This is a genomic window from Pseudoalteromonas sp. 5Ae-yellow (assembly GCF_014077565.1).
Classification (GTDB): domain Bacteria; phylum Pseudomonadota; class Gammaproteobacteria; order Enterobacterales; family Alteromonadaceae; genus Pseudoalteromonas.
Map to the genome: position 1 here is coordinate 46,418 of NZ_JACGWD010000005.1, position 13,625 is coordinate 60,042.

Genomic DNA, 13,625 nt, shown 5'->3' on the forward strand with positions numbered 1-13,625 from the left:
AATAATTAGACTATTTGCAATTATAGTGTTTTAGATATTTAAATAAACATTGCAATACTGAAAGCTTCATTCGAAAATATTAAACATTGAAAAGTGCACAATGGCATCTTTATGTATAATTTAAGCGACCTAGAAACATTTATAGCTGTAGTTGAAAATAAGGGCGTGCTTGCTGCTGCCCGCGAGCAGCATTTATCGCCTGCAACGGTGAGCCATCGCTTAAGTAAACTAGAGCGTGAGCTTGCTACAGTACTTGTTTTTAGAGATAGCAGGCGAGTACGGTTATCTCCCGCAGGTGAAATATTTTATACGCGTGTGGGGGCTATAATAGAAGCTCTACACGATGCTGAACATAGTATTGGCGCGCGTAGCTCATCGGTGAGTGGTTTACTACGCGTGACCATGCCGCCTTGGGTTTTTTCAAAATACGTAATGCCTAAACTCAATGAGTTTGAGCAAGCTTACCCTGAACTAAAGCTTGATTTTTTAATAACGGATCATTTTGTAAATGTAGTTGATGACGCGCAAGATGTTGCAATTAGGGTGGGAAAGTTAAATGACTCAGGATTACTTTCTCGTAAAATCGTAAACAATAGTCGCATACTTTGTGCAGCCCCTAGCTATATAGAAAAGTACGGCATGCCTGAAAATTTAACGCAATTGAGTGAGCATTATTGGGTTTGCCTGCCGTGGCAACGCCAGTTAAAGCTTTATGACGAACACAAAAAAATACATACCTTTAATGCTAAAACCCGTTTTACTATTTCAAACTCCGATAATATGACACAAGCTGCTATTGCAGGTCATGGTATTGCTATTAAATCAAAAATAGCGATTAATGAAGATCTTAAAAACGGTATTTTGGTTGAAGTTATGCCAGGGGTAATGGCACAAGATGATGCACCGGTTTGGTTTTTACGTCCGCAAAATAGTTTAACAACCCGCAAAACCGATGTATTTTATGATTTTATGAAATCACTATTTTTGAGCTGCGAATAAGCGTTTAAATGAGCGTTTTACTCCAATTAAAAACAAATAACCAGTAAGCTCTGCAAGCAAGGCAACAATTATGGCTGCAACAATGGCGGCTATAATAGAGTCTTTTTTCAAAATGATTTGACCTTCAAAGCGTTGCCATACTTGTTGCTTTATATCGCTCATGCCACTGATCATAGTAAATATATACGGAGATTTCTCAAACCTATTTACGGCTATCTGTAAATCTTGCTGTCGCTCGTAAAGAGTACTGATATTACTTGCCCCTTTGTTCACAATTTCATCATCAATATTTTGATAGTGTTTTATTAGCTTAGTTAAATCATTATTGAAATACTTAGCTGCATCGCTTTTAAAAGGCGCAACGGCATTATTAGCTTCAATTAACTGGGCTGATAATGCTTGGCCAAAGTCACTTACAAATGCAGGTATTTGCACTCCAAGTAGTAAACCGAATGCAAAGAAACTAAGTCGTATATAATCTAAAAGTTTACTCATTTATCTTCCTATGCATTTAAATAACCCAGAATTAACATTTGAGCTTGTTTTTATGTCAAAAACTCGTAATCTATTGGGGCGTGTTAACCTTTGTGGATTGAACCCAAAGGGCAGCGCATGTTTGGCATTTATGCTGCGTTATCACTTATTTATGGGGAGTAACCACACTACATAGGCTCTGCCTTGCCTAAATACCAAACGTACTGCTGCAAATTCAACCACGAAAGGCCAACACGCCCTAATAATAAAAATAACAACAGGTGGATGTTAAGGATGACGAAAAAAGTAAAGTTCACGTCAACATTTGTTGATATTTCTAAACAGCTCAAACGTTTTGTATCGCGCATTGTTCAACCCGACGATGTAGAAGACATTGTGCAAGAAACTTTTGTAAAAAGCTATGAAGCTGATTTAAAACAAGACATCCAGTTTACCCGCAGTTATATGCTAAAAACAGCAAAACATCTAGCACTCAACCATATAGCTAAGTGGGACAATAAATTTAATGATTCGTTAGAAAACGATAACGAATTGCCCGTATTACTCAAATCAATGAAGCTCGAAGACGAATACACATCTAAAGAGCGTTTTTTACTTTTTTGTAGAGCTACTGAGCAACTAAGCTCATCGATTCGTAAATGCTTTATATTAAAAAAAGTTTACGGTATGAGCCAAAAAGAGATAGCAGACCAAATGCAGTTAAGCCAAAGCACTGTTGAAAAACACATTGCCAAAGGATTGTTACAAACCATGTTATACATGCGTGAACATGAGCAAAGCCCTCAAACGAACCTTAAAGCTCAAGCACATCCTATATCAGTTAAGAGGGTCGCAGAATGAGTAATGTTCATCAATTTAATTCAAAAGATTTAATCTTAGAAAAGTCATGTGATTGGATAAGCGCGATTGATCGTGGTTTAACTGATGATGAAAAAGAGCAATTTAAATTATGGATGATGCAAAGCACCGCACATCAAGACTCTATATACGAGCTTGCTCAGCTTTGGGATGAGCTTTCAGTATTAAACGAATTAAGTCATTTATTTCCTCAGCGCAACAATACTAAAACATCAAAAAACAAGTGGATGTTTTCTTACTCAATTGCAGCGAGTTTGTTTGCAGCGTTAATGGTATGCAGCTACTTATTAATTAACTTAGAAAATGGCTACAACCAAGAGCTTGCTAAAGTTAATTACACTAAAATTTACAAAACAAAAGTAGGCGAGCAAGCAACGTATGTATTGCCAGACGGCACCATAGTGCAGCTTAATACTAATAGCTTACTAGAAGTTGCTTATAGTAAAGGCCGCAGGCAGTTATTACTTAGTCGTGGAGAAGGGCGCTTTAATGTAGCAAAAGATGCCACGCGTCCGTTTAGTGTTATGGCTGGTGATAAAAGTTTTACCGCGTTAGGCACGGTATTTAATGTACAACGCAATACTTCATCAGATTTAGAACTGGTGGTTACTGAAGGCAAAGTGATGATCACCGATCCAAGTGTAGCGGTTGATGCAAATGACTTTAAAGATTATCAACTTGCAGATAATAGCACGAAAAAAATTCGTCAAATTAATGCCAATATTGTTACCTCAGGCGAAAAAGCAGTTATTGAGCAAAGTGTTACAAAACCAATTACGCAGCTTTCAATGAACGACGTACAACGCGATTTGGCATGGCAAAACGGGATGCTTATTTTTAATGGAGAAGAGCTAAGCGATGCTTTAAATGAAGTAAGCCGCTATACAGCCACACGTTTTGAGCTTTCATCAGCTGAGCTTGCCAGTATTAAAGTCGCTGGAGTATTTAAAGCCGGTGACGTTGAAGGTTTACTAGAAAGTTTACAAACTAACTTTTCGATTGATCATGAGCGTTTAGGTGAGCATGTAGTAACGCTAAAACACCATACAGAATCATAAGTAGACGTTATGCAAATCAAACTAATGTTAGGTAAAGTTACATCAATAAAGATTGAACGTAAAAAAAACATTAAAAAAAAGAAACAAACCCATAGAGGATTTTTGTTTGTCAGCTGTTTATATAAGTTGCGCAGTAACCAAACGCATTTATTGAGTGGATTTAGTGTGCTTGCACCGGCTATTTTTAGTTTAAGTGTACAAGCAGCAACACAAACCACTGGGCAAATGGTGCAATTTGATATAAAAGCGCAGCGAGCAGACAAAGCCTTAATTGAATATGCTAAACAAACAGAGCAAACCGTGGTGTTTTCTTATGAGTTGGCAAAGCAGTATGACGCAAATTCAGTTTATGGATTTTACACTCAGCTAGATGCTCTAGAGGCATTATTAGGTGGGACTGAGCTCGATGCGGTTGTTGATCAAAATGGTTTACTGAGTATAAAACTCAAACAAATCAACAGGAATGATAACAACATGATGAAGCTTTCAGCGGTCAGTGCAGCAGTATTACCAGCTTTACTTGCAGTAAATTCGCAAGGTGTAAACGCAGCAGAAGAAGTCGCTCAAGAAAAAATTGAAAAAATTGCTATTGTCGGTAGCCGTGTAGCAGGACGTTCAGTTGAAGATTTACCCGTTCCAGTAGATATCTTAAGTGCAGAAGCGCTTGAAAATACGGGCCAAACAGAAGTTGGTCGTATGCTACAGTCTATCGCCCCTTCATTTAACTTTTCAAGCTCTGCAATTAGTGACGGTACTGATGCTTTAAGACCTGCGACACTTCGCGGTTTAGGTCCCGATCAAACATTGGTGTTAATTAACGGCAAACGTCGTCATCAAGCAAGTATTATTCATATTAATGGCTCTGTTGGGCGTGGTACCGCAGGTACTGACATGAATGCAATTCCAGCTTCTGCAATTAAACGCATTGAAGTATTACGTGATGGCGCTGCTGCTCAGTATGGTTCTGATGCCATTGCTGGTGTTATTAATATTGTGCTCAAAGATGGTAGCGAAGGTGGCAAAGCGGCTATTAACTACGGTCAATATTCTGAAGGCGATGGCGAAACCATTAACCTTGATTTTAATAAAGGCTTTGCGCTAGGTGATGACGGTTATTTAAATACAACTATCAATTACCGTGACCGTGCACCGACTAACCGTGCCGGTTTACATGGCTCTTGTCAGTTTTATGGTTGTACAGAACTAAGTGACGGCACTTTACTTGCTGGTGATCCGCGTGAGCTGACAGCCGATCGTGATACCTTTAGAATTGGTGATGCTGATTCTCAGCAGTTTGGTTTAACAATTAATACCGGTTACGAGTTAGGTGATGGCGAGCTTTACGGCTTTATTACTTACTCAACACGCGAAAATGAGTCGGCTGCATTTTTCCGTCATAATGCAAATGCAGGCGGTAACCCAGTACTACAAGATAACGATGCAACGATTCCGCTAGGTTTCTTACCAAAAATCAACACAACTATCGACGATATCTCGTACAACTTTGGTTATAAAACTGAATTTGATAACGATGCAAGCCTTGATTTATCTTACACCTATGGTGAGAACAGCATTGATTACACTACAAGTGACACTATCAATGCCTCATACGCTAACTTTTTACGTTATGACCAAGGCTTAAGTGCAGCTGATATTCGTACAACTATTCCACGTGAAGCGTACGCTTACGGCATGGAATTATCACTGCAAACAATCAATATTGATTTTACGCAAAACTTTGATGATTATTCGTTAGCAATGGGTGCTGAAATACGTACTGATGAATACCGTATTTTAGAAGGTAATGAATATGCGTACCGCGATTACGACACATTAAATGGTGTAAGTATTTACAGCGGTTTAAGTGGCGGTGTTGGCTCTGAAGATGCATCGGGTGGTTCACAAGGTTTTGGTGGTTCATCACCTGCGTCTTCAGTGGATGAGTCACGTGATGTAATTTCATTTTACGTAGATGCAGAATCTTATGTAATTGAAGATGTGATTTTATCTGGTGCACTTCGCTACGATAACTACAAAGGTTTTGGCGATACAGTAAACTTTAAACTTGCTGGTAACTGGTCTATTACCGACGATATTTCATTACGTGGTGCATTAAGCTCAGGATTTAGAGCGCCTTCAATGCAGCAGCTTTACTTTAATAACGTAAGCACACAATTTGTTGTTGATACTAATGGGAATTTAGTTGCAGAAGAAGTTGGTACATTTAGAAATGATTCAACACTTGCGCAAAGTTTAGGTATTCCAAAACTTAAAGAAGAAAAATCACAAAACCGTAGTTTAGGTATTGTGTATAACGTTACCGATAATATTAATGTAACCGTTGATTACTACTCGATTGATATTGACGACCGTATTGTAATTAGTGATCGCTTAGGTAAAGGGTTATCTACAAGCCTTGATGCTGCATTAAATAGTGCGGGGGCTGGCGTAGGGCAGTTTTTCTTAAATGGTGCTGATACTGAAACTCGTGGTGTTGATTTTGTAGCAACGTGGAACACTGAAGGTTTAGGCGGTACGCTTGATTTTACACTTGCAGCTAACTTCACTAAAACAGATGTTGTATCGTTATTTTCTCCTGCTGGCTCAAGCCTTGAGACAGTAAGTGTAGACGATATATTTTCAGCGGAAGATATCTCTATTATAGAAGAGTGGCAACCAGAGGATCGTATTAACTTAAGTGCACTTTATCAACGTGATGATTGGACAGTTAACCTGTCACTTAATCGCTTTGGTGAGTACACAGTAGAAGATGGCGGACGTCAAACGTATGGCGCAGAAATTTTAACTGACGTTAAAGTTAACTACTTCGTTACTGAAGATTTGTCGGTAAACATTGGTGCAAATAACTTGTTTGACGTTTACCCAGATAAAAACGAAATAGGTAACTCTCGCTCAGGTACTATTGTGGATGCTAGTGGCAACACAGTAATAAGTAGCTCAGGTGTGTTTGACTACTCACGTCGCTCGGCTCCATTTGGATTTAACGGTGCTTACTACTACGTAGGTGCAGAATACCGTTTTTAATTAATAACCTCCCTTTCGTTATTTAACTCAAAGGGCCGTAAGGCCCTTTTTTTGGTTTTATACCAACCTGCATAAATCTTTGATCAATTTAACGAATTAAATTGCACTATAACGTCGTTAAAAGTTTTTTATTTAGAACAACTAGATATAAAAACTTTTGCCTAGTTCTAGCGTAATTTTCTTAACGTTAAATAGACCCCATATATAAGCAGATTGGTATTAGCTTGGGCTGATTTTATTGATGATCATCAAGCCCATTCAAAATGAATTTCTTAAACAATATACTTTAAATACGATGTGAAGCGAGGCGTTGTATTAGAGGCAATAAAAAACCCAGCTCGAGGCTGGGTTCTAGTTGTGAGCTATGTAAGCTTAATGCTTTTGCATACGGCTCATTTCTGCATGGCAGCTTTGCATTGTTAATAATGTTTTAGCCAGTGCAGCTTCGCAGTCAGCTGGTTGCGGTTTATTCATTGCTGCTTTAATTTCTTCAAGGGTTTTATCTTCTACTTCTTCAAGCTCTTTTACATACGTGCTGTCGTTGTGTGAGGTGAAAGTAGTCAATAGGGCTGTGTACGCACGTCGTGCTTCAACTGCGAAAGATGAGCCATCTTCGCGTTCGCCTTTTTCATTAATTGCATATGGCTGCAAGCGCTCAACACTCACTTTTCGGGCATCTATCATACGCTGAAAAAGTGCGCCAATAGCAGGGTCTTCAACTTTTTCCTGTGCTTTTTGATAAAAATCGATGCCGCTGTTCATAACTTGAATGATGTCAGTAATATGATTTACTTCTGATCCTTGATGGGTGTTCATAATGACCTCTTTTATTAAATGAATGTATAGTTCAATTTAATAAAAGCAATGTACGTTCCACGTTTTTGTTTTTATGTAGTCATTTGATTTTATTGGTTTAATTTTATTACAGGAAGGGGCTAAGTTAATGAGGAAAGTATTAACCTAGCAATTTTTACATTATATTGTGTAATAAAGTTATTTTAGCTCTTCAGCTACCTCAGCTACTTTTTGGCGTAACCAGATATGGCTCGCATCGCGATGCAGCAGTGGGCTCCAAATCATATCAAGCTCAAAAGGAGGAATTGGAAACGGTGGCTCTAAAATTTTAAGCCCCGGATCATCTAAGTATATATTTGCGGCTTTTGAAGGAAGGGTCGCAATCAAGTTTTTCTCTTTAGCTAAATGAATCGCTACATGATAGTTACGCGTAAAAGTGGCAATGTTACGATGTTTACCAAAGTGGGCAAGTGCTTCGTCTACCCAGCCGAGTTTTTGCACATCTTTAGGGTCCATGCCCACACCTACACCAAAACCTGTTTTACTCACCCATATATGGCGTGCTTTTAAGTAGCTGTCGAGGCTAAAGCTCTCAATAATAGGGTTGTCGGCCTTAACTAAGCAGCAAAAACTGTCTTTCCAAATACGTTTATGATGAAAAGACTGAGGTAAGTTTTCAAAGCGGTTGATTGCCATATCTACTTTACCGTTTTCTACGTCATGAAAGGTTACGTCACTTGGTGTGAGTATATCTAAAGTAGTATCGGGGGCTTCTTCGTGTAGTTTACTTAAAAGCTTTGGCGCTAACGTACTTGCAGCGTAATCACTGGCCATTATTCTAAATACACGTTTACTCTGGCTTGCCTCAAATTCTCTATTAGGTGCTAGAGTTTCTTCAAGCGTCATTAATATGCCACGAATAACGGGTTGTAACTCTAAAGCACGCTCGGTAGGCACCATACCATCGCTGGTACGAACTAAAATAGGGTCGTTAAATAGGTTACGAAGTCGTTTAAGGCCATTACTCATTGCGGGTTGCGTAATACTCAATTGATTAGCAGCGCGTGTTACGTTGCATTCTCGGAGCAATGTATCGAGATAAACGAGTAAATTTAAATCTATTTTACTTATATTCATTGTGTGTGTCCTTTAGCGCTTACCAGTGGTGAATAAATCGCTGTGCTGTCGGGTATGGGTAAATATGACTTACCTGACCATTTTTTATATTTTGTTGTGCCTGCTTCCAAAAGCTAACATCTATAAGCTCTGGATGAGTGCTGAGGAAAAACTTTTTATACATAGGATTAGGCATTACAAAGGTACATAACTGCTCTGGAAATACGTCTTGTGGTGCAACAGAGTAACTTTGCTCATCCATTAAATAATCATCGTAACTCTTTGCTTTTGGTAATGCTCTAAAGTTCATATCGGTTAGGTATTGAACTTCATCGTAATCGTAAAAAATAATACGTTTGTGCTTACTTACACCAAAGTTTTTTAAGAGCATATCGCCAGGAAATATATTAACGGCAATCATTTCTTTTAGGGCTTGCCCGTACTCTTCAATTGCGTCAGCGGCACTTTCTTCATCAGCATTCTCTAAAAATAAATTGAGTGGTGTCATGCGCCGTTCAATATACAAATGCTTGATGATCAACCATTCGCCTTCAATTACCATTGATGAGCCAATTGTTTTATGCAATTGCGCAAGTAAATTACTATCAAAACGTGCCAAAGGAAATACGACGTTAGAATACTCTATGGTGTCGGCCATTCTGCCAACGCGATCATGGTTTTTTACTAGTTGATAGCGCTTTAATACGGTATCACGGCCAAAGGGCTTACTTTCACCAAATTTGTCTTTTATTATTTTAAAAACATAACCAAATGAGGGGAGGGTAAATACCATCATCACCATACCTGGTGTACCCGGAGCAATTGTAAACTCATCACTTGAGTGAGATAAGTGATTTAAAAACTCTCGATAAAACTCAGTTTTCCCCTGCTTATGAAAACCCACTGCATTATAGAGCTCAGCAAGTGTTTTGTTTGGCATAAGCTGATTCAAAAACCGGACAAGTGCTGAAGGCGCATGAGTCTCTACCATAAAGTAGGCGCGGGCAAAGCCAAAAATAACACGCATTTGAGATGACTTAGTTAAAAGTGCATCTAAATACAATCCGTTATCTTCATCGTGTAATACGGCGATTATAAAAGGCTGAACACCACTTTTTGAAACAACACGACCTACTATATAAGCTGCTTTATTACGATAAAAAGGCGTGTGCAAAATATCAAAGCGCATTTGCCAAGGTTGGTGATGTGTATCGGGTGCTTGTTTATAAAATGCTTTAACAAGAAGGCGAATATCACGCTCTAAATTTACAAATGAGGCTTTAAAATCAAAATGATTAATAATGCGCTTTATTGTTGGCTTTAGGCCATCAACTACTGGAAAGTATGTCCTATATTCGGCCTCAACAGGTACTGAAGGAGCATCTTTCAAAGTTGCTTCTACAAATATAAAGTCATTATGAAAATAGCGCCTATGGTACAGCCGGCAAAATACAGAGTTATAAAAGGTTTCGGCGAGTTCAGCTTGGGGATGAAAACATAAAAAATGCTGGTATATCTTTTTAACTTCAAGCCATAGGCTTTCATCAAGTTGCTCTGTTGGGGTTTCTTTTTTTAGCGCTTGCGTGGTTTCGTTAACACGATCATCATAATAGCTGATACGCAAACGGCTTATATCATTAATTGCTTGCCAATCTTTTTTTGCAAAGGCGAGGGGGGCTTTGGCCGTTGTTTTTTGAAATAGCTGATAATGCCTTTTAAAACCCGTTAAAATTAATTCAGCAATATGGCGAGGCTGCATTTGCACTCCTTAATAGTCCCTAGAGCTTATACTCTATTGTGTTAAGGGTATGTTATTTTAAGTTTAAAACCAAGATAAATATCATTCACTAATTTGGGGTGATTTATTGGTATTGATCTATCTTTTTTTCGAGTATTTTAATTTGTTTAGTAATAACAGATACATCTTTTTTATACTCTTTATTAATTACTTTTAGTTTTTTAGTAATGTCTTTGGTAATACGGTTTTTGTCTTCAACGGCTAGAATATGATTTAACCGTTCTTGTTGTTTATATTCAGCACGCTGCTTATTACGATCAAGTATAGTTAGTTTGTGGTTATTACTACGTAACTCAGCCTGCAAACCTGACAGGAGTTTTTCACGTTCAAGTTCGTTCAGTTGTTTAGTGTAATCAACTTTGGGGCCTGAATACTGATTACCTGTTGTGTTAACTTTATAAGTCGTTGCTTCGTCGTCACACGGCAGTTGAGAAAAGATTGTGCCTTTCTCTGTTACACATTTATAGTAAGTGGTATCGCTAAAGCTAAAAAAACTAATAAGTAAAAAGCTAGAGTGGAGAATATAACGAGAAGTTTTAAACATACATGTCATCCTTGGTTTTTATATCTAACAACAATATAAAACTATAACCTAGCTTGGTGGTATAGCAAGCTAGGTTAGGATAACGGCTATTGGGTGAAGGTTTTAAGCTTTTTAATACTCTGCACTAAAAATGGTATATCTAAACCTTGTTCAATAGAAAACCCCTCAGCGGCAGAGATATTTTTAAAGTTACCATCTGAATCTATTAAGGTAATCCTATCTTTTTTATAGGCTATAACGACACCCTGAGAGTAGTTAACGCCCATATCATCTTTTTTCTTGTATAAATTAACGCCCAGCATTGTTTGCTTGGCAATGGCTTTACAATTTAAATATTGGCCAACACTTGTGGCAATTAAATCGCTAGGTTGAATAAGTCCATCTACTTTAGAAATACGTTTGTCGGAGCTATATAAAGTTGATGTTGTTACTACTTCTTGCTTGTTATTGGCAAGACTAAAAGCAAAAACCTGGGTTTTATCATCTCGTACAACGGCATTATCGCTACTTTTAATAACTCTAATTGCGCTAGAGCTGTGGGCTTGATCATTTATAAAACTAAGTTCTTCCACGCCCGTTACTTCAATGCTGCGGCGCTGACTTTGCCAAGCAGGAAGAGTTTGCTCTCTTAAAATTGCTGCTTTATAAAAAGCTGGCAAACCATACACTAAGCTAAATAGCATATCGTCATGATTAGTTGGCTGTAAAAACTGCTCTGTTTTGTGCAAGTTTTTATTATCGGCAACAAATTTAGCGAGTTGTTGCTGGGTTTCAAATACAAAAATATCTACATTGGCTTGTGTGTAGTCCTCACACTTATCAAGCGGGCTTGGCATTTGATAACTAATATTTTGGTTATTAATTTTTACGTTATGTGCCTGCTTATAGCTTTCTATATCAAGTAAGTCATTTTTAGCTAATAAACTTTTAGCGGTAGTAGGGTATGAAAGTGGTAATACATTATCTTGCTTCGTTACATCAAAGTTTAAATTTGCGTCAGCCCAGATATGAATGCTGTGGCTAAGTGAAAAACACACTATTAAAAATGAAATTGCGTAACGTGCAAATTTATATTGTTTTAAGCGCTCAAGGTGTTGCCATGTGTAATTACTCACAAGTAGCTGAAAGCCTAAAATAAGTAATACAATCCCACTGGCTAAAATGGTTGTTAAAGCAGGTGAACTGGTTAAACGATGCCACAGTAGAGAAATAATCTCAGGTAAGGCAGATATACTTAGGTGATAACCCAAATTAACGTAAACATAAGCATCAAGGGTAAGCAGTGACGCGCCTAGTGTGGCTATTACAGCCGCCATGCCTCGTATATGTCGTGGGTAGGGGAATATTAAACTAAGCGGAAATACCGTCAGCACAAACGCTAAAAAGGCGATAAAACTAGTGTGGCTTAACCACGTTACTAGCATATAAGTAATGCCCATAAAGCTTGTTGGTGGCGAGTCGGCAAATAAGTAGCTTAAGCTAATAAATAGCGCCAAGCCAATATTGGCAAAAGTAAACCAATGGCCCCAGCTTAATAGCTGACTCGCTTTTGATGAAAACTGATTGTGCTGCGATAAATTCATAGAGTTTATTTAACCGACTGTGATAGAGCTTTTGCAAAGTTCTCAGTTACGGCTTGTCTTTTCCCTGTTGGTACATGCTCTTTTAAGATATGCGTGATAGAATTTCCTAAACACATAAGGCTTAAATCTACTGGCGCATTGTGTTTAGTTAGCACATCAATAAGCTGATCGACGATTTGTTCTACTTCTTCATTAGAGTATTTTGATAAGATTGGCATCAGTTGGTTCAATAAAATAGTTATATTCTCGTATTTTAACACTAGAGGCGTGAAAAACAAAGATGACAACAGACGTTAAAAAATTAGTCGTTCATTATGTAGACAAAAAAGACGACGATACGCAAATTCACCTTCGAAATGATGAGATGGTAATTAACGATAAAGTAGCCGTTTTTATCGAACAATTACATCATGCATATAATGGTAAACCTGGTAAAGGTTACTGTGCTTTCAGTGGTGATAAAAACAGTGTTGTAGCCTCTGCAATGCAAAGCTACCGAAACGATGAGCTAGGCTTTTGGCATATGACCGAGCAAGCCTCAACGGTTTTAAAAGAAGAACTTGATAAGTATGCATTTAGCGAAACAGGCTATTTAGTATTTTGTCATTATCAATATGTTGCTACCGATTACATGTTAATTGCGATGATTAACATTAAAGAGCATTACTCTATGACCTCAGAGCTTGATTTAGCGGCTTCTCGCCATTTAGACATATCTCGCATGCAACTCGCTGCTCGTATCGATTTAACAGCGTGGGATACGCAAGCAGAAGATAATCGTTATATTTCATTTATTAAAGGACGTGCGGGTCGTAAAGTTGCTGACTTTTTCTTAGACTTTTTAGGCTGTGAAGAAGGTATTGATTCAAAACAGCAAAGCCAAGTAATGCTTAGCGCAGTAGAGGATTATTTATCAGAGCAACAGTTTGATAAATCAGAAAAAGACGATTTACGTAAACAAGTATTTGATTACTGTAATGATTGCGTAACCACAGGCGAAGATGCAAGTGTGAGCGATCTATCTGCAACGCTTACAAAAGGCGATGACAGCCCGTTTGATAGTTTTTGCAAAGAGCAAAGTTATGACTTGGAAGAAACTTTCCCCGTTGATAAAAAAACAGTAACCAGTATGGTTAAGTTTTCAGGCCTTGGCGGTGGAGTTAGTGTAAGCTTTGAACGTAAGCATTTAGGTGAGCGTGTTACCTATAACGAAGCAACCGATACGTTAGTTATTAAAGGTATTCCGCCAAACTTAAAAGATCAGCTTCAACGCTTTATGGAAAGTGAAAGCGAGTAAATTTCACAAGTTGAAAAGCTGATTTAAGAGCGCGGTA

At 38.1% G+C, this 13,625-nt stretch carries 12 protein-coding genes; 5 read left to right on the forward strand and 7 right to left on the reverse strand.

Annotated features, from left to right (window positions below; translation table 11 throughout):
• Nucleotides 1-111: 111 nt before the first annotated feature.
• Entirely contained in the window at nucleotides 112-999 is an 888-nt protein-coding gene (locus tag H4J63_RS02465; protein WP_182194341.1) for a LysR family transcriptional regulator, read from the forward strand.
• On the opposite strand, the gene H4J63_RS02470 is transcribed toward H4J63_RS02465, so the two are convergent.
• Nucleotides 979-1,494, reverse strand: coding sequence for a DUF2937 family protein (locus tag H4J63_RS02470; RefSeq protein WP_165723945.1), 516 nt, complete (start codon nucleotides 1,492-1,494; stop codon nucleotides 979-981). The two genes, H4J63_RS02465 and H4J63_RS02470, sit on opposite strands and share 21 nt — an antisense overlap.
• Nucleotides 1,495-1,767: 273 nt before the next feature.
• Here H4J63_RS02470 and H4J63_RS02475 point away from each other — a divergent pair, with 273 nt between their 5' ends.
• Genes H4J63_RS02475 through H4J63_RS02485 form a run of 3 tightly spaced genes read left to right on the forward strand, consistent with a single transcriptional unit; the run spans nucleotide 1,768 to nucleotide 6,455 of the window.
• Nucleotides 1,768-2,334, forward strand: a complete 567-nt coding sequence (locus H4J63_RS02475) for an RNA polymerase sigma factor (RefSeq protein WP_024597233.1) — start codon at nucleotides 1,768-1,770, stop codon at nucleotides 2,332-2,334.
• Nucleotides 2,331-3,410: a FecR family protein gene (locus H4J63_RS02480; protein ID WP_024603563.1), complete on the forward strand. Its 1,080-nt coding sequence runs from the start codon at nucleotides 2,331-2,333 to the stop codon at nucleotides 3,408-3,410. Before H4J63_RS02475 ends, H4J63_RS02480 begins: the two co-directional genes overlap by 4 nt.
• A 9-nt stretch (nucleotides 3,411-3,419) precedes the next feature.
• The gene (locus H4J63_RS02485; protein ID WP_182194344.1) at nucleotides 3,420-6,455 is read left to right on the forward strand and encodes a TonB-dependent siderophore receptor; all 3,036 of its coding nucleotides are present in this window, start codon (nucleotides 3,420-3,422) and stop codon (nucleotides 6,453-6,455) included.
• 372 nt (nucleotides 6,456-6,827) lie between these two features.
• Here the strand turns inward: H4J63_RS02485 and H4J63_RS02490 are convergent, their stop codons facing one another.
• From H4J63_RS02490 to H4J63_RS02515, 6 genes are all read right to left on the reverse strand, one after another.
• Nucleotides 6,828-7,271, reverse strand: coding sequence for a PA2169 family four-helix-bundle protein (locus H4J63_RS02490; RefSeq protein WP_182194347.1), 444 nt, complete (start codon nucleotides 7,269-7,271; stop codon nucleotides 6,828-6,830).
• Between the two features lie 177 nt (nucleotides 7,272-7,448).
• A complete protein-coding gene (locus H4J63_RS02495; RefSeq protein ID WP_076923831.1) occupies nucleotides 7,449-8,387 on the reverse strand; it encodes a LysR family transcriptional regulator in 939 nt (312 codons plus the stop codon).
• 19 nt (nucleotides 8,388-8,406) lie between these two features.
• Entirely contained in the window at nucleotides 8,407-10,125 is a 1,719-nt protein-coding gene (gene aceK, locus H4J63_RS02500) for a bifunctional isocitrate dehydrogenase kinase/phosphatase (protein ID WP_182194349.1), read from the reverse strand.
• Between the two features lie 103 nt (nucleotides 10,126-10,228).
• Nucleotides 10,229-10,708, reverse strand: a complete 480-nt coding sequence (locus H4J63_RS02505) for a DUF4124 domain-containing protein (protein WP_182194352.1) — start codon at nucleotides 10,706-10,708, stop codon at nucleotides 10,229-10,231.
• Nucleotides 10,709-10,794: 86 nt separating this feature from the next.
• Nucleotides 10,795-12,291 (reverse strand): DUF3413 domain-containing protein, encoded by a 1,497-nt coding sequence (locus tag H4J63_RS02510; RefSeq protein ID WP_182194355.1) that lies wholly within the window; start codon nucleotides 12,289-12,291, stop codon nucleotides 10,795-10,797.
• 5 nt (nucleotides 12,292-12,296) lie between these two features.
• Nucleotides 12,297-12,509, reverse strand: a complete 213-nt coding sequence (locus H4J63_RS02515) for a DUF1414 domain-containing protein (RefSeq protein WP_007375276.1) — start codon at nucleotides 12,507-12,509, stop codon at nucleotides 12,297-12,299.
• 62 nt (nucleotides 12,510-12,571) lie between these two features.
• Here H4J63_RS02515 and yejK point away from each other — a divergent pair, with 62 nt between their 5' ends.
• Nucleotides 12,572-13,588: a nucleoid-associated protein YejK gene (yejK, locus tag H4J63_RS02520; protein ID WP_101216185.1), complete on the forward strand. Its 1,017-nt coding sequence runs from the start codon at nucleotides 12,572-12,574 to the stop codon at nucleotides 13,586-13,588.
• Nucleotides 13,589-13,625 lie beyond the last annotated feature (37 nt).